The following is a 17133-nucleotide window of genomic DNA, read 5'->3' as shown; positions in this document are numbered from 1 at the left end:
AACGGCAAGGCGGATCGCCCTGCCGTTTTCTTTTGTCCGGGCGGTCTTTTCCGGGAATACGACCTTGCAAGTTTGGCGAAAATAGGATAAAATAAGGCGTAACCGAAAAATGGGAGGAAGCTGCCGCCGTGAGTGTGATGAGCAGAACGAAAGCAAGAGAAATTGCGCTGCACCTGATCTTCGAGATGGGGTTCCAGCAGTTTGACGACGAGAATTTGGAAGAGCGGCTGGACGAGTCCATCATGGCTTCGATCAGCGGCGATATTGCGCTGTATGCGGGCAAACTGTCCGAAGCGCAGACCGAGTACATCCGCGCGGTGGTCAAGGGCGTGGCCGCGCGCCAGCAGGAGCTGGACGAGACGATCGCGGCCTATTCCAAGGGCTGGAAGATCAGCCGCATGTCGCGCATGACGGTCGCGGTGCTGCGCCTTGCGATTTATGAGATGCGCTATGTGGACGACGTGCCGGTGGGCGCGGCGATCAACGAAGCGGTCGAGCTGGCCAAGGTATATGACACGGACGAGGCCGCTGCGTTCATCAACGGCGTGCTCGGTTCGGTCGCGCGCGCTGCGCAGTCCGATGCCGCGCCGGCAGCGGATGCTGCGGCCGTACCGCAGGAGAACGGCGATGCCTGAGCGCTTTCTGGGGATCGACACCTCGAATTACCGCACGTCCGCGGCGGTGTATGACACTGAAAGCGGCGCGTGGCACAACGAGGGCAGCCTGCTTTCTGTGCCCGAGGGCGCGATCGGCCTGCGCCAGTCGGATGCGCTGTTTCAGCATACCGTGCATCTGCATGAGAAAATCGAAGCCCTGCCGCAGGGCGAGGTGCGCGCCATCGGCGTGAGCACCCGTCCGCGCGCGGTCGAGGGTTCGTATATGCCCTGCTTTCTGGCAGGTCAGAGCGTCGCGCGCAGCGCGGCGCATTTGCTATCTGTGCCCCTTTTTACCGTGTCGCACCAGCAGGGGCATATCGCGGCGGCGGCGCTCTCCGCCGGGCGGCTGGAATTGCTGGACGAGCCGTTCCTCGCGTGGCACCTGTCGGGCGGGACGAGCGAGCTGCTGCATGTGACGCCGGGGAAGGACGGTCTGCCGGACTGCACCTGCATCGGCGGCACGACCGACCTTGCCGCCGGTCAGCTGATCGACCGCGCGGGCGCGCTGCTCGGGCTGCCGTTTCCGTCGGGGGCGGCGCTGGACGCGCTGGCGGTCGAAGCAGAACCGGAAAAGGGCTACCGGCCCAAGGTGACGGACTGCCGGTTTTCGCTGTCCGGCATGCAGAATCAAGTGGAAAATAAGTTCAAGACCGCGAAAGCCTCGCAGATGGCGCGGTTTGCGCTCGAAACCGTGGCGAACGCGGTCGTCAAGGCGACCGAGCAGGCGATTGGTCAGTACGACTGTCCGGTGCTGTGCGCGGGCGGCGTGATGGCAAGCCGCGTGCTGCGTGCGCGTATGGAGCGAGCGTTTGGGGCGCGTGTTTCGTTTGCCGAACCGGTGCTGTCGGGCGACAACGCGGTCGGCGTGGCGGTGCTTGCCGCGCGGCTTTATGAAAGGGATAAAACGTGAGTACGATCTATTCGGTGACCCAACTGAATAACGAAATCAAGGAGCTGCTGGACGCCGTGCCGGGCTACCGCAATCTGCTGGTGCAGGGCGAGATCTCCAACTACAAGGCGCACTCGTCCGGGCATCACTACATGAGCCTCAAGGACGCGGGCGCGTCCATCAATGCGGTGATGTTCCGCTCGGACGCGATGCGCCTGAAATTCCGGCTGGAAAACGGCATGAAGGTGATCGTGCGGGCGCGCGTCAGCTCGTTCCCGCGCACCGGACAGGTACAGCTGTATATTTCCGAGGTGATCCCGGACGGAGCGGGCGCACTTAATTTGGCTTTCGAGCAGCTCAAAGCCAAATTGCAGGCCGAAGGTCTGTTTGACCCGGCATACAAAAAGCCCATCCCGCGCATGCCGCGCAAGATCGCGCTCGTCACTTCGCAGACCGGCGCGGCGGTGCGCGATATGATCCGGATTTTAGGCCGGCGCTGGCCGCTGGCGGAGGTGACGCTCTATCCCGCGCAGGTGCAGGGACAGGGCGCGGCGGACAGCATTGCGCGGGCGATCGGTCTTGCCAACGCGATCGGCGAGGCCGACGTCATTCTGTGCGGACGCGGCGGCGGGTCGATGGAGGATCTGTGGGCGTTCAACGAGGAAGCGGTCGCGCGGGCGATCTTCGCGTCCGAAATCCCGGTGATCTCGGCGGTCGGCCACGAGCCGGACGTCACGATTGCGGACTTTGTTGCCGATCTGCGCGCGCCGACGCCTTCGGGCGCGGCCGAGCTTGCGGTGCCCGACCGCGCGGAGTATGCGCTCAGCCTGCGCACGCTGGATACGCGGCTGCACGCGGCGGCGCTGGGACAGATCCAGCAGCGGCAGCGGCAGCTGCACACCTTGCAGCAGCGGCTGGAAGCGCGCAATCCGACGCGGTATATCGAGGAAAAGCGTGTGCTGCTCGACCGGACGACCGACCGGCTGCTTTCGGCGTTCCCGGCGTATCTCGCGCGGGAGGAACAGAAGCTGACGCTGCTGCGCCGCCGATTGCTGGCGGCCGGACGGGACGGCGTACAGCGCCGTCGCCTGCGTTTTGCGCGGACGGTTGCTACGCTCGACGCGATCAGCCCGCTGCGCGTGCTCGCACGCGGCTACGCGGTAGCGACCAAGGGCGTGCGCGGCGCGGTGATCACCGATGCGGCGGTGCTCAAGACAGGCGACAGCCTGCATATCCGATTTGCCAAAGGCGCGGCAAACTGCCGCGTGACCGATATCGAGGAGGAACGAAACAATGGCGGAAAAGACATTTGAAAGCCAGATGGAGCGGCTCGAGGAGATCGTCCGCCTGCTGGAAAAGGGTGAAGCACCGCTCGCGGACAGCATCAAGCTGTTTGAGGAAGGTACCAAGCTGTCTGCCTCTCTGGGCAAAATGTTGGACAAGGCCGAACAGAAGGTCACGGTCATGCAGGAAAACATGCAGGGCGAGCTGACCGAGCAGCCGTTTGACGCGGAGGAGGCGGGCAAATGACGTTTGCAGAGCAGCTGAAAGCGGATATCGCGGTCATCGAGCCCGCGCTCGAGCAATTTCTGTCCCGCGAGACGGGCGAGGGGTACGACCGCATCTTTGAAGCCGCGAAATATTCGGCGATGGCGGGCGGCAAACGCCTGCGGCCAGTGATCGTGCTCGAGTTCTGCCGCTTGTGCGGCGGCGACACGCAAAAGGCGCTGCCGTTTGCGTGCGCGCTCGAGATGATCCACACCTATTCGCTCATCCACGACGACCTGCCGTGCATGGACAACGACGACCTGCGCCGCGGCCGTCCGACCTGTCACAAGGCGTTTGACGAGGCGACTGCCGTCCTCGCGGGCGACGGCCTGCTGACTGCGGCGTTTGAGACCGCGTCCGCGGCCGAGGGTGTGTCCGCGGAGACCGCACTTCGCTGCATCCGCATTCTCGGGCAGGCCGCGGGCATGAACGGCATGATTGGCGGGCAGGTGCTCGATATGGGCGCGGAGCACCGCAGGATTTCGCTCGACGAGCTGCGTCTGCTGCAAAGCCTGAAAACCGGCTGTCTGCTGCGCGCGGCGTGTGAGCTGGGCTGCGTTGCGGCAGGCAAAACCGACGACGAGACGCTCGCCATGGCGCGCACTTACGGCGAAAAGCTCGGCCTTGCGTTCCAGATCCGGGACGATATGCTGGATATCGAGGGCGATACCGCAACGCTCGGCAAAACGGTCGGCAAGGACGAAAAGAGCGAAAAATCCACGTTCCCGTCGCTGTTGGGGATGGAAGAGTGCCGCCGGCAGGTGGCGGGCCTGACCGAGCAGGCCGTGCAGGCGGTTTCCGGGCAGGAGAACAGCGCGTTTCTGGTCGAACTGGCGCGCAGTTTGACCGATCGGATGAATTAAAACGCTGTTTTTTGCGCGGTTTTCTTGAATCAAACCGATTCATGTGATAGAATATCAGATAAGTGACGTAGTATCCTAGTCAGCGCATACGATTCCCAGGACGGGCCTAAAAATCCGTAGAAGGGCATATCGATGAAGTCTCTGGTGTTTGCTTCTTACGCCCAGTTTGGGGTGGATGCTGGAGGTTAAGGCTTGCGGGCGCGCTTCAATGGCATGAAGTACCGACCCTCTCGCCGTGGAGACCTGTATGCGTGGGGCACCTATAGCATCATTCCGATTGACGGATGCCTTACGGTACAGGATGAAACCTGTATTGCGGTGCGGCGGGGACTGCGCGGAAGACGCCGGCCATTGCGGCCGGAAGCCCGCGTTTTGCCCAAAACGCTGTGTACAGTGTAGCCTGCCTTGCGTGGCCATGGTGGATATCGTATCCGCCTGCGGTTTCCCGGCCAGGAACGCCGCGGGAATTGACGGTTGAAACCATGTCTGCAAAAGAGGCTAAGAATCGTGTTGCCTGCAGTGGAAATCACCTAGGCTATTCAGCAATGAGGCAGGCAGAGGATTGCAGTGCGGACTCAGTGGCAATTCGGTCCCGGTGATGGCAACATCCCGGCACGGACTATAATGGGAAACCCCCACGACGGCGACGCGTGGCAGTCCGCGGGGAAAGCCAACCGAACCTCAAGCCGCAAGATTAACTCGGCCTGCCGTCACTTCTTTTTTTAGGTGAAAACAACCGAAAGGTTTTTGAAATTATTAAGGAGTATTCTGTTGGAAGCATCGGATAAACCGAGAAAAAAGAACCAGCCGCCGCAAAAGCCGCGGCTGATCAACACCAAATGGGTGGCGACCATCATGCCGATCAGCTTTGTGCTGTCGGTCGTGATGAGTTACATGTCGAACGAAGCGCTGAACAGCGCGGGCACGATTTTGTCCTTTGTGGTGCTGTTTTTCTTCATCGCATTGGGCATAGTATTTGATATGATCGGCATTGCCGCCGCATCCGCAACCGAAAAAGAATTCCATTCCATGGCGGCGCACCGGGTGCGCGGCGCAAAGGAAGCGGTGTGGATGACGCGCAACGCGGAAAAGGTGTCGAGCATCTGCAACGACGTGGTCGGCGATATCTGCGGCATCATTTCGGGTGCGACGGGCGCGCTGATCGTGGCCAACATCACGGCCGGGTTAAACGGCGTGCAGGTGGTGCTGGTGTCGCTGCTCGTGACCGGTTTGATCTCCGCCATGACCATCGGCGGCAAGGCCGCCGGCAAGGGCGTTGCGATCGCGTTCAGCAGCAAGGTGCTGGCGATCTGCGGACGGATTCTGAGCGTGCTGCCGTTTTCGCTGGACAGCAAGAGATAGAGAAAAATGCTTCCTTGGTGGGAAAGATATGATGAAGAGATACGGGATTCTGGACAATATCACAAGCCCCGCGGATCTGCGCGGATTGTCGTATGATACGCTGGGGGTGTTGTGCGCTTCTCTGCGCGAATTCATCGTCGATTCGGTGTCGCGCACGGGCGGCCATCTGGCCTCGAATCTGGGTATTGTGGAACTGGCCGTGGCGCTCGAGCGAGAGTTTGACTCCTCGCGCGACCGCATCATCTACGATGTGGGCCACCAGAGTTATGTGCATAAAATTTTAACCGGCCGCCGTGACCGCTTTGATACATTGCGGCAGTACGGCGGTCTTTCCGGCTTTATGAAGCCGGAGGAGAGCATTGCCGACCCCTGTGTAACCGGACATGCGTCGAATTCGGTGTCGGTCGCGCTGGGTATGGCGCATGCGCGCACGTTGAAAAATCAGAAATACCATGTGGTCGCCGTCATCGGCGACGGCGCGCTGACCGGCGGCATGGCATATGAGGCGCTGAGCAACGCCGGCACTTCGGGCGAGCCGCTTTTGGTGGTGCTCAATGACAACAACATGTCGATCGCGCAGAATGTCGGCGGACTGAGCCGGCATTTGTCTCGTCTGCGTGTCAGCCCGCGCTATCTGCATACCAAAGCGCGGGTCAAGGAGCGTCTGGCGCGCATTCCGGGCGGCGGCGCGGTGTCGCGCGGCATTTCCCGCGTCAAGGCGCGCATGAAGCGTCTGCTGCTGCCGACCTCGTTGTTTGAGCAGATGGGCTTTATCTACCTCGGCCCAGTGGACGGGCACGACCTCAAAAGCGTGTGCGAGCTGCTGGCGCAGGCGAAAAAAATCAAAAAACCGGTGTTGCTGCATGTGATGACGCAGAAGGGGCGCGGCTATGTGCCCAGCGAGCGCGAGCCGGAAAAATACCATGGTGTTTCGCCCTTTGACCCGCTGACCGGCGCGTTCAAGGCCGCGAAAAAGGAGGACTTTTCCGCCTGCTTTGGGCGCGAGCTGTGTGCTTTTGCGGAAAAGGACGCGCGCATCTGCGCAATCACGGCGGCGATGCCGTCCGGCACCGGACTGACGCGCTTTGCCTCCCGCTTTCCCGACCGCTTTTTCGATGTCGGCATCGCGGAGGAGCACGCGGTGGCGATGGCGGCCGGCATGGCGGCACAGGGACTGGTGCCGGTGGTGGCGATGTATTCCACCTTTTTGCAGCGCGCCTACGATCAGCTCGTCCACGATGTGGCGATCGAGGGGCTGCATGTGGTGTTTTGCGTGGATCGTGCCGGTATCGTTGGTGCGGACGGCGCCACGCATAACGGCGTGCTGGATGTGGCGTTCCTACGCTCGATCCCGGGCATGAAGATCTTCTGCCCGTCGGATTTTGCCGAGCTGCGCAGTATGATGTCGGACGCGCTGTACCATGAGAGCGGGCCAGTGGCCATCCGGTATCCGCGCGGCGGCGAAGGTGCGTTCCATAAGGACACGTCGCGGGAGACCGTGGCCTGCGTGCGCGAAGCGGCCGGCCATCAGTTGACGCTGCTGACGCATGGCGTGATGGTCAATGAAGTGCTGGCTGCGGCCGAGCTGCTCGAGCAGCAGGGCGTGCCGGCGCAGGTTTATAAAGTCAACCAGATCAGCGCTGCGCTGGAGCAGGCCTTACGGGAGCGGGAGGACGTGCTGTCCGGCTGGTGCGTGGTCGTGGAGGATGTTGTGGAAAGCGGCAGTCTGGGCGAATGGGCGGCCGCGCATCTGGACGGACGGGTGGACCGGCTCAATACCGGCGACCGCTTCCTGCCGCATGGCGGCGTAAGCGATCTGTATCGCCACTGCGGTATTGACGCGGAGGGCATCGCTTCGTTTGTCCTGCAAAACCGAACGAGAAAGGAAAACGACCTTGGCTAAAAAACGTTTGGATGTACTGCTGTTTGAAAAAGGGCTTTGCCCCTCGCGCGAGCGCGCAAAAACCGCAATCATGGAGGGTATCGTCTATATTGCGGGCCAGAAGGCGGGCAAAGCGGGCGATATGGTGGATGAAAACGCCGAGCTGGAAGTGCGCGGCAACGAAAATGCTTTTGTCTCCCGCGGCGGCAAGAAGATCGAAAAGGCGCTGGATTACTTTGCGATTGACCCGGCGGGGCTGACCGTCATGGACGTGGGCGCGTCCACCGGCGGGTTTACCGACTGCCTGCTGCGCCGCGGAGCGGTCAAGGTGTATTCGATCGACGTCGGCTACGGACAGCTGGCGTGGAGCCTGCGGCAGGACCCGCGCGTCAAGTGCATGGAGCGCACCAACATCCGCTATGTAACGCCGGATATGCTCGAGGAAACGCCCTCGCTTTGCGTGATTGACGTTTCGTTCATCTCGCTGCGGCTGGTGCTGCCGGTCGTTTCGGGATTGCTGACCGAGGATGGACGCGTCGCCTGCCTGATCAAGCCGCAGTTTGAAGCGGGCAAGGGCAAGGTCGGCAAAAAAGGCGTGGTGCGCGAGCCGGAGATCCATCTGGAAGTGCTCGAGCAGTTTGTCGAAAACGCGCATGCGGCAGGGTTTGCCGTGCGCGATGTGACCTTCTCGCCCATCAAGGGGCCGGAGGGGAATATTGAGTTTCTGGGCTACTTATGGAAGCAGGGGGAGGACAACGTGCCCGACCTGCGCGAAGTGGTGCGGCAGGCACATGAGGAATTGGATGGCTGAGACAGAAATGAAGCGCTTTTTTATCTATCCCAACATGCGAAAAGAGGGCGCGTATGCCGTGCTGCCGCAGGTTTGCGACCGGCTGCGGCGCGACGGCGTCCGGCTGATGCTGCCCATGCAGCTGCGATCGGCGGCGCTCGACGTGACCGATGTGGATTATATGGAAACCGGCGCGGCGGTGCAGTTTGCCGATCTGGCGGTCGTGCTGGGCGGCGACGGGACCATGCTGCGGCTGGCGCGCGCAGCCGCGCAGCAGGAGCTGCCGATGCTGGGCATCAACGTCGGCCATGTCGGTTTTATGACCGAGCTGGAGCCGGGCGAGCTGGGCGAGATGGAAAAGCTCTTCAGCGGCCAGTATTCGATCGACAGCCGGATGATGCTGCATGTGGCGGTTTACCGGCAGGGCCGCGTGGTGTATGAGAACGACGCGCTCAACGATATCGTATTGGCAAAAGGCACGGCGTTCCGCGTGGTGTGTGTGTGCATCTCGGCGGATGATGAGGAAGTCACGCAGTTCAACGGCGACGGCCTGATCGTCGCTACGCCGACCGGTTCGACGGCATATGGGTTGTCCGCAGGCGGCCCGGTGATCGAGCCGAGCGCGGAAAACCTCGCGGTGATCCCGATCTGTGCGCATGCGCTGGCGGCGAAGGCGTTCGTGTTCGCACCCGAGCGGCGCATCACGCTGTCTGCGGCCTGCGAGGGCGGCAGCGAGGTGTTCCTCTCCGCGGACGGCGGACAGGGTTTTGCCATCCGGCCGGACGACCGGGTGGAGATCACCCGATCCTCGCTGCGCACCCGTCTGGTGCGGCTCAAGGGAATCAGCTTTTATAAAATTTTGCAGAAAAAGCTCTGACAGGGGGCGCGAAAATGAAATTTCAAAGACAGGCCAAAATCCTCGAACTGATCGACAGGTTTGAGATCGAAACACAGGAAGAGTTGACCGACCACCTGCGGGCGCTCGGCTATAATACGACGCAGGCGACGGTTTCGCGCGACATCAAGGAGCTGCGGCTGATCAAGTCGCTATCCGCCGAGACCGGCAAGTATAAATATACCGCGGCGGCAGGCGGCGCGGCGGACAGTTTCACCACCCGCCTGCGCAACATCTTCCGCGAATGCGTCACCGAGATCAATGCCGCGCAGAACATGGTGGTCATCAAGACGCTGCCCGGACTCGGGCAGGCGGCTGCCATGGCCATCGACGCCATGCGCGCTTCCGACGTGGTCGGCACGCTCGGCGGCGACGACACGGTGTTTGCCGTCATGCGCGACAATGAAAGCGCTGCGCGCTTTTGTCAGCAGGCACAGGACATTTTGAAGTAAGCAGAGGAGGAAGCGGCGGTGCTGCAATTACTCCACATTGAAAATATCGCGGTCATTGAGCGGGCGGACATCGAGTTGGAGGACGGCCTGACCGTCCTGTCCGGCGAGACCGGCGCGGGCAAGTCGATCGTGATCGACTCAATCGGCGCGATCCTCGGCCGGCGCGTCAGCCGCGATCTGGTGCGTGCGGGCGCGCAGAAGGGCTTTGTCAGCGCGGTGTTTACCGGCCTGTCGGACGGGCTGACCGCGCTGCTCGAGGAGCTGGCGCTCACGGGCGACGAGCCGGACACGCTGCATTTGCAGCGGCAGATCACGGCGGACGGCAAAAGCACCTGTCGGGTGAATATGAAGCCGGTATCGGTATCCGTTCTGCGGCAGCTGGCGCCCTATCTGATCGACATTCACGGCCAGAATGACGGCCAGAAACTGCTAGATGAGCAGCATCACATCGACTATCTGGACGGGTACGCGGGGCTGGACGACCTGCTCGCGCAGTACAGGCCCAAGTATCAGGCGCTGCAGGCCCTGCGGCGCGAGATCACCGCGCTGGAAACCGGCGAGCAGGAGCGCTTGCAGCGCATCGATATGCTCACGTTCCACAAGGAGGAGATCGAGCAGGCGGCGCTGCAGCCGGGCGAGGATGAGACGCTCGCCCAACGCAAGGCGTATTTTGACCACGCGGGCAAAATCGCGGGCGCACTCGAGCAGACGCGGCTCGCCCTGAACGGGGACGATGAGGTCGGCGGCGCGTGCGCGCTGCTCGATCAGGCCGCGGCGGCGCTGGCCGGGCTGCATGAGGTATCCGAGGCGTTTGACGCGCTGGCCGAGCAGGCGGAAGAGGTGCGGCTGCTGGCCGCCGATCTGCGCGACAGCGTGGTGAGCCGCAGCGACAATCTGGATTTTTCCCCGGATGAGCGCGAATGGGTCGAGCAGCGGCTCGACCTCATTTACCGGCTGGGGCAGAAATACGGCGGCACGATCGCCGAGATCCTGGCGTATCACGACCGCATCACGGCGGAACTGGAAACGCTTGCCGATTCGGACAACCGGCGCGAAGAGCTGCGCGAGCAGTACCGCGCGGAACTGGCCGAAGCCAAGCGGCTGGCGGGCGAGATCACCGCGCGGCGGCGCGAGGCGGCAAGCCGGCTGGAAGCCGAGATCGTGCGCGAGCTGGCCGGGCTGGACATGGACAAGGTCAAAATGCGGGTCGCGGTGCATACAGGCGCCAAGCTGACCGCGCACGGCTTTGATACCGTGACGTTTGAAATTTCGGTCAACCCCGGCGAGCCGGAGAAGCCGCTTTCCAAGGTCGCGTCCGGCGGCGAGCTGAGCCGTATCATGCTGGCGCTCAAAAACGTCTTGACGGCGGGCGAGGATGTTGGTATGCTGATTTTTGACGAGATCGATACCGGCGTTTCCGGCCATGCCGCGCAGCAGATCGCGCGCAAGCTGTCCGCGATCGCGAAAAAGAAGCAGACGCTGTGCGTCACGCACCTGCCGCAGATCGCGGCGATGGGCGACCATCATCTGCGCATTGCCAAATCCGTGCGCGACGGGCGCAGCTATACCGACGTCAGCCCGATGGACCGTGCGCAGCGCATCGACGAAATCGCGCGGCTGCTGTCCGGCGAGCAGATTTCGGATGCGGCGCGCCGCAATGCCGAAGAATTGCTGGAAGCGGCCGGGCAGGAGGGCTGAAGGCATGGTTATCATCGACGAGCGGTATCAAGAGCGCGCGCCGTGAACGGGCGGGCGTATCCATCAGTTTTCAAATTTACGAATTAAATGCGGGAGAAGAAACAGATGACACTTTACGAAGAACTCAAGGCGCGCGGGCTGATCGCGCAGGTGACCAACGAGGAAGAAATCAGCGAGATGATCAACAACGGCAAAGCCACGTTCTACATCGGCTTTGACCCGACGGCGGATAGCCTGCACGTCGGCCACTTTATGGCGCTTTGCCTGATGAAGCGCCTGCAGATGGCGGGCAACAAGCCGATCGCCCTGATCGGCGGCGGCACGGGCATGGTCGGCGACCCCTCCGGCCGCACGGACATGCGCTCGATGATGACGGTCGAGACCATCCAGCACAACTGTGACTGCTTCAAAAAGCAGATGGAGCGTTTCATCGACTTCAGCGACGGCAAGGCGCTCATGCTCAACAACGCCGACTGGCTGATGAAGCTCAACTATATCGAGCTGCTGCGCGAAGTCGGCGCATGCTTCTCGGTCAACAACATGCTGCGCGCGGAGTGCTATAAGCAGCGCATGGAAAAGGGCCTGAGCTTTCTCGAGTTCAACTATATGATCATGCAGTCGTATGACTTCTATTACATGTTCCAGCACTATGGCTGCAACATGCAGTTCGGCGGCAACGACCAGTGGTCTAACATGCTCGGCGGCACCGAGCTCATCCGCCGCAAGCTGGGCAAGGACGCGCACGCGATGACCATCACGCTGCTCCTCAATTCCGAGGGCAAGAAGATGGGCAAGACCGCCGCGGGCGCGGTATGGCTTGACCCGAACAAGACCTCGCCCTATGACTTCTTCCAGTACTGGCGCAACGTGGACGATGCGGACGTGCTCAAGTGCATCCGCATGCTGACCTTCCTGCCGCTTGAGCAGATCGAGGAGATGGACAAGTGGGAAGGCGCGCAGCTGAACAAGGCAAAGGAGATCCTCGCCTACGAGCTGACCTCGCTGGTACACGGCAAGGAAGAGGCCGACAAGGCGATGGAGGCCGCCAAGAACATCTTTGCGGGCGGCGGTTCGAGCGAGAATATGCCCACGACGACCCTGACCGACGCGGACTTCACGGATGGCCAGATCGGCGTGCTGACGCTGCTGGTCAAGTGCGGCCTGGCCTCCTCGAACGGCGAAGCGCGCAAGCTCGTGCAGGGCGGCGGCGTGTCGATCGACGGCGATAAGGTCGCGGACTTCAAGACCATGCTGGACAAGGATTTCTTTACCCAGGAGCGCATGGTCAAAAAGGGCAAAAAGACCTTCCACAAGGTTGTGCTCGGCTAAACCCGGAATATGCAAAAAAGCGCTGCGGCTTGCATGGCCGCAGCGCTTTTTTGTTTGCGCGGGGAAAAAAGAAAAGGTGAAAAGGGAAAAAGCAAATTAAAGTAAGGACAGGATCTGCGCCTTCGGCTGCGCACCCATCGTGCGGTTGACAACCTTGCCGCCCTTCATGACCACAAGCGTCGGGATGCTCATGACCTGAAAAGCGCTGGCGAGTTCGGGCTGCTCATCGACGTTTACCTTGCCGACCTTGATGTCGCTTCTCTCGTTTGCGATCTCGTCGATGGTCGGGGAAACCATGCGGCACGGGCCGCACCAGCTGGCCCAGAAATCGAGCAGCACCGGCTTGTCGCTGTGCAGGACCTGCTCTTCAAAGTTTTCCTTGGTAATATGCAGTACAGACATCGTTCATTCTCCTTATCTGTCGTGGTTTTTCTTTGTGACTGTATCATAGCAGAATGGTGGGGGAACTTCTGTGACTGTGTCACATAAAAAAGGCCGCGCACAAAGCGGCCTTGCGAATCGTTTCCGGGTGTATTATAATGATACATGACTTTTTGTAATGAGGAGCACGATATGAAGCGGATTTTTGCGGCATTTTTGCTGCTTTTGGGATTGGCGGGCTGCGCCGGGCAGCAGGCAAGCTATACGACGGATTTTTTTGCGATGGACACATTTATGTCGGTTTCCGTCTATGGGGACAAGCAGGACGATGCCGAGCAGACGGCCGTCGCCTGTGAACAGGCGGTCAACGCGCTCGAGCCTGCGCTGTCGCGCACGCGGGAGGACGGCGACCTGTACCGGCTTAACCACGCGGGCGGCGCGGTGTGCGAGGTCAGCGAGGACACCTATGCCGCGATCGAGGCGGCGGTGCAGTACGCCGAGCTGACCGGCGGCGCGTTCGATCCGACCATGGCGCCGCTGACCGACCTGTGGGGCATTAATACGGATAACGCGCATGTGCCCGCGCAGGCCGAGATCGACGAGGCGCTGACCCATGTCGGCTATCAGAATATCAAGCTGCTCGGCAACAATCAGGTGCAGCTGGAAAACGGCGCGCAGCTTGATCTGGGCGGCATCGGCAAGGGCTTTGCCACTGACGCGGTTTCGGCGCTGCTCGCGCAGCAGCCGGAGGGCGCGGCCACCGGCGCGCTCGTGCAGTTGGGCGGCAACATCGGCGCTTTTGGCGACAACCCGTCGCGCGACGGCGGAAACTGGGTGGTCGGCGTTGCCGATCCGGACAATAACGCCGAGTTCGTAGCAACGGTCGAGGTGCGGGACGCATCGGTTGTCACCTCGGGCGACTATGAGCGCTATTTTGAGCAGGACGGCAAGCGGTATCACCACATTTTCGACCCGGAAACCGGTTATCCGGCGGATACTGGCTTGCGCAGCGTGACTGTGATCGACCAAAATTCCACCCGGGCGGACGCGATGACGACTGCGCTGTTCGTCATGGGATTGGATGACGGGCTGGCGTTTTGCAAAGAAAACAACATTGCGGCGGTGTTCATCACCGCGGACAAGCAGATCTATCCTTCGGATGCGGTGGCTTCGGCCTGCACCTACACCTTCCTCGGTGAGGAAAAGGGGTACACGGATGCGCAGTAGGATCAAGTGGGGCGATTTCGTCATCATCGGCGTGGTGCTGGTGCTGGCGGCGGCGGTGACAGCCGTGCTCGCCGCGGGCGCAACGGGCGACCGGCTGTATGCCGAGGTCTGGCAGGACAACCAGTTGGTCGAGCGCGTCGCGCTGACCGATGACACCGACCGCACGATCGATCTGGACGGGCATAACGTGATCGTGCTGTCCGGCAAAACCGCGCGCATGGAGTCGGCGGACTGCCGCGATCAGGTCTGCGTGCGCACGGGTACGCTGACGCGGGCGGGACAGGTCGCGGTTTGTCTGCCCAACCGGGTGGTGCTAAAAATCGTGGGCGAGACGGGCGAGATCGATGCGATCGTCACATAACGGAAGGGGCGTGAAAACGTGAAAGCGAAAAAGCTGACGCTGTGCGGCATGCTGACCGCGCTGGCGATCGTGCTGTCGCTGGTCGAGCGGCTGTTCCCGCTGGATGCGGTCGTGCCCGTGCCGGGCGTCAAGCTCGGCCTTGCCAATGTGGTGACGCTGTTTGCGCTCACGCGCCTGTCTGCGCGCGACGCGCTGGCGGTGCTGCTGTGCCGCGTGGCGCTGGCCAGTCTGCTCATGGGCAGCGTGACGGCGTTTTTGTTTTCGCTGTTTGGCGGACTGTTGTCGCTCGCGGTCATGTGGCTGCTGCTGCACGCCGAGGGACGGTTCTGCTCGCTTCTGGGCGTGAGCGTCGCCGGCGCGGCGGCGCACAACATCGGACAGATCGCCGCAGCGGTCATCTGGATGCAGACCGGCGCGGTGGTCGCTTATCTGCCGGTGCTGCTGGTGATGAGCGTGCCGCTCGGTTTGGTGACCGGGCTGACCTGCTCGATCGTTTTGTCGCACATGCAAAAAATTGATTTTAACGTATAAAAAAGCGAAGCGCCTCCTATACTAACGGCAAATGCACAAGGAGGAAATGCAATGAAAAGGCTTATCGCTTTGCTTGCCGCGCTGACCATGGTGTTCGCCTGCGGCTGCTCCAACACGACGGATGAAACCAACCAAAACGGCACGGACAACAACATGACCGAGGATCAGAACCACGATGGTGTGGTCGATGATGGCAATACGGTCGGCGACGATATCCAGAACGGGATGGACAATGTGGGCGACGCCGTGGAGAACGGCATGGACAACGCCGGAAATGCCATTGATAACGGCATGGACAAGGCCGGCGACGCCGTGACAGGCAACGACAACGGCACGACGACCGGTACGGCGGATACCGGCGCGCAAACCAATCCCAAAACAGTTAACCCGTAAGGGAACAGGGACGGCGCAAAGCGGCATGGCGGGTCAGCCATGCCGCTTTGTGTTTGCCGCGGGCATGCGTTCCAAAAACCCGCGGGGCGGAATGCGTCGATTGGTGCGCTTTGCGCCTTGCGCCGGACGATTCGCTGTGATAAAATATTCCTATCGTGGGCATAAATGCCCCTATCAGGAAGTTGGAGTGAACAAAATGGATTATAACCGTTTGGCGGAACTGCTGTTCCCGCATATCAATACCACGCCGGAGGACATCGAGGCACGCTATCCCAAGCGTCAGCTGCCCGAGGGCGCCAAGGTGACCCGTATGGGACCGAGCCCGACGGGCTTCATGCATCTGGGCAACCTGTACGGTGCGCTGGTGGACGAGCGCCTGGCGCACCAGTCGGGCGGCGTGTTCTACCTGCGCATCGAGGATACCGACAAAAAGCGCGAGGTTGAGGGCGGCGTGCGCACCATCATCGAGGTGTTCCGTGCGTTCGGCTTGCATTTTGACGAAGGCGCAACGCTCGACGGCGACAACGGCGCCTACGGTCCGTACCGCCAGAGCCAGCGCGCGGAGATCTACCAGACCTTTGTCAAGAGCCTGGTACAGCGCGGCATGGCCTATCCGTGCTTCTGCACCGAGGAAGAACTCGCAGCGGCGCACGCCGAGCAGGAGAAAAACAAGGAGAATTTCGGCTATTACGGCAAGTACGCCGTCTGGCGTGACCGCCCGATGGAGGATATCGAGGCGGAGCTTCAGAAGGGCACGCCCTATGTCGTGCGCTTCCGCTCGGAGGGCAGCATCGAGCACAAGATCCGCCACGAGGATCTCGTGAAGGGCAAGATGGAGGTCACCGAAAACGATCAGGATATCGTCATCCTCAAGTCGGACGGCATCCCGACCTACCACTTCGCGCATGTGGTGGACGATCATCTGATGGGCACGACCGTGGTCGTGCGCGGCGAGGAATGGCTCGCGACCTTGCCGGTACATTTGCAGCTGTTCCGCGCAATGGGCTGGAAGGCGCCCAAGTATGCGCACACCGCGCAGCTGATGAAGATCGACCCCGAGACCGGCGGCAAGCGCAAGCTGTCCAAGCGCAAAGACCCCGAGCTCGCGCTGACCTTCTACGAGCAGGAGGGCTATCCGGTGCCGGCCGTGCTCGAATACCTGATGACGCTGCTCAACTCCAACTTCGAGGAATGGCGGCGCGCCAATCCCGACCTGCCGATGAACGATTTCCCGTTCACGACCAAGAAGATGAGCGGTTCGGGCGCGCTGTTTGATATTGAAAAGCTGCACGACGTTTCCAAAAACGTCATTTCGCGTATGTCGGCCGACACGGTCTATGATTATATCGCGGCGTGGAGCGCGGAGAACGATAAGCCGTTCCATGACCTGCTGACCCGCGACCCGGCCTTCTCCAAGGCTTATCTCGCCATCGGCCGCGGCGGCAAAAAGCCGCGCAAGGATCTGGCGCTCTGGTCGGACGCCAAGGGCTATATGGACTTTATGTTCGATGAGCTGTTCCAGCCGGATTATACCATGCCCGAGCGCGTTTCCGCCGAGGACGCCAAGGCCATCCTTGCGGATTTTGCAAAGGTGTTTGACGAGACCGACACGCCGGACGGTTTCTTTGAAAAGATGAAGCAGATCGCATCCGCGCACGGCTACGCCGCGGACACCAAGGCATACAAGGCTGACCAGTCCGCCTATAAGGGCGCGGTCGGCGATGTGTCCATGGTGGTGCGTGTCGCGGTTGCCGGACGGCAGAACGCGCCCGACTTGCAGACCGTGATGGGCATTCTCGGCCGCGACAAGGTGCTTGAGCGACTCGAGCGCTGCGCAAATGCGCTTTAATTTGGCTTTTGGGGGAAAACGAACGCT

General features: G+C 61.4%; 18 protein-coding genes. 17 read left to right on the top strand and 1 reads right to left on the bottom strand.

What is annotated here, in order from left to right:
- The first annotated feature begins 137 nt into the window (after nt 1-137).
- From nusB to tyrS, 12 genes are all read left to right on the top strand, one after another.
- Nucleotides 138-635 carry a transcription antitermination factor NusB gene (gene nusB / locus EJL02_RS09640; RefSeq protein WP_125116248.1) on the top strand — a complete coding sequence of 166 codons (498 nt, stop codon included), beginning with the start codon at nt 138-140 and terminating at the stop codon, nt 633-635.
- A complete protein-coding gene (locus EJL02_RS09635; protein ID WP_125116199.1) occupies nt 628-1566 on the top strand; it encodes a DNA-binding protein in 939 nt (312 codons plus the stop codon). The genes nusB and EJL02_RS09635 overlap by 8 nt, the downstream gene beginning before the upstream one ends.
- A complete protein-coding gene (gene xseA / locus EJL02_RS09630; protein ID WP_125116198.1) occupies nt 1563-2858 on the top strand; it encodes an exodeoxyribonuclease VII large subunit in 1296 nt (431 codons plus the stop codon). Before EJL02_RS09635 ends, xseA begins: the two co-directional genes overlap by 4 nt.
- Nucleotides 2839-3075, top strand: coding sequence for an exodeoxyribonuclease VII small subunit (xseB, locus tag EJL02_RS09625; RefSeq protein ID WP_125116197.1), 237 nt, complete (start codon nt 2839-2841; stop codon nt 3073-3075). Before xseA ends, xseB begins: the two co-directional genes overlap by 20 nt.
- A complete protein-coding gene (locus EJL02_RS09620; protein WP_125116196.1) occupies nt 3072-3956 on the top strand; it encodes a polyprenyl synthetase family protein in 885 nt (294 codons plus the stop codon). Before xseB ends, EJL02_RS09620 begins: the two co-directional genes overlap by 4 nt.
- A 771-nt stretch (nt 3957-4727) precedes the next feature.
- On the top strand, nt 4728-5318 hold the full coding sequence (locus EJL02_RS09615; protein ID WP_243114451.1) for a hypothetical protein: 591 nt from the start codon (nt 4728-4730) through the stop codon (nt 5316-5318).
- A 28-nt stretch (nt 5319-5346) separates the two neighbouring features.
- A complete protein-coding gene (dxs, locus tag EJL02_RS09610) occupies nt 5347-7221 on the top strand; it encodes a 1-deoxy-D-xylulose-5-phosphate synthase (protein WP_125116195.1) in 1875 nt (624 codons plus the stop codon).
- Nucleotides 7214-8011: a TlyA family RNA methyltransferase gene (locus EJL02_RS09605; protein ID WP_125116194.1), complete on the top strand. Its 798-nt coding sequence runs from the start codon at nt 7214-7216 to the stop codon at nt 8009-8011. Before dxs ends, EJL02_RS09605 begins: the two co-directional genes overlap by 8 nt.
- The gene (locus EJL02_RS09600; protein ID WP_164510371.1) at nt 8004-8867 is read left to right on the top strand and encodes an NAD(+)/NADH kinase; all 864 of its coding nucleotides are present in this window, start codon (nt 8004-8006) and stop codon (nt 8865-8867) included. The genes EJL02_RS09605 and EJL02_RS09600 overlap by 8 nt, the downstream gene beginning before the upstream one ends.
- Nucleotides 8868-8881: 14 nt before the next feature.
- Nucleotides 8882-9337 (top strand): arginine repressor, encoded by a 456-nt coding sequence (locus tag EJL02_RS09595; RefSeq protein WP_125116192.1) that lies wholly within the window; start codon nt 8882-8884, stop codon nt 9335-9337.
- An 18-nt stretch (nt 9338-9355) separates the two neighbouring features.
- Nucleotides 9356-11035, top strand: coding sequence for a DNA repair protein RecN (gene recN / locus EJL02_RS09590; RefSeq protein ID WP_125116191.1), 1680 nt, complete (start codon nt 9356-9358; stop codon nt 11033-11035).
- A 105-nt stretch (nt 11036-11140) separates the two neighbouring features.
- Complete coding sequence (gene tyrS, locus EJL02_RS09585) at nt 11141-12364, top strand: tyrosine--tRNA ligase (protein ID WP_125116190.1); 1224 nt, start codon at nt 11141-11143, stop codon at nt 12362-12364.
- 96 nt (nt 12365-12460) lie between these two features.
- Here the strand turns inward: tyrS and trxA are convergent, their stop codons facing one another.
- A complete protein-coding gene (trxA, locus tag EJL02_RS09580) occupies nt 12461-12766 on the bottom strand; it encodes a thioredoxin (protein WP_125116189.1) in 306 nt (101 codons plus the stop codon).
- A 171-nt stretch (nt 12767-12937) separates the two neighbouring features.
- Here trxA and EJL02_RS09575 point away from each other — a divergent pair, with 171 nt between their 5' ends.
- From EJL02_RS09575 to gltX, 5 genes are all read left to right on the top strand, one after another.
- Entirely contained in the window at nt 12938-13972 is a 1035-nt protein-coding gene (locus EJL02_RS09575; protein WP_164510370.1) for an FAD:protein FMN transferase, read from the top strand.
- Complete coding sequence (locus EJL02_RS09570) at nt 13962-14333, top strand: NusG domain II-containing protein (protein WP_164510369.1); 372 nt, start codon at nt 13962-13964, stop codon at nt 14331-14333. Before EJL02_RS09575 ends, EJL02_RS09570 begins: the two co-directional genes overlap by 11 nt.
- A gap of 18 nt (nt 14334-14351) precedes the next feature.
- Nucleotides 14352-14864 (top strand): Gx transporter family protein, encoded by a 513-nt coding sequence (locus tag EJL02_RS09565; protein WP_243114450.1) that lies wholly within the window; start codon nt 14352-14354, stop codon nt 14862-14864.
- Between the two features lie 51 nt (nt 14865-14915).
- The gene (locus EJL02_RS09560) at nt 14916-15257 is read left to right on the top strand and encodes a hypothetical protein (RefSeq protein ID WP_125116186.1); all 342 of its coding nucleotides are present in this window, start codon (nt 14916-14918) and stop codon (nt 15255-15257) included.
- Nucleotides 15258-15453: 196 nt separating this feature from the next.
- A complete protein-coding gene (gltX, locus tag EJL02_RS09555; protein ID WP_125116185.1) occupies nt 15454-17106 on the top strand; it encodes a glutamate--tRNA ligase in 1653 nt (550 codons plus the stop codon).
- Nucleotides 17107-17133 lie beyond the last annotated feature (27 nt).

This window comes from Agathobaculum sp. Marseille-P7918 (assembly GCF_900625105.1).
GTDB lineage: Bacteria > Bacillota > Clostridia > Oscillospirales > Butyricicoccaceae > Agathobaculum.
The sequence above is the reverse complement of the archived record's forward strand: the minus strand, read 5'-3'. Positions and strand labels throughout refer to the sequence as shown.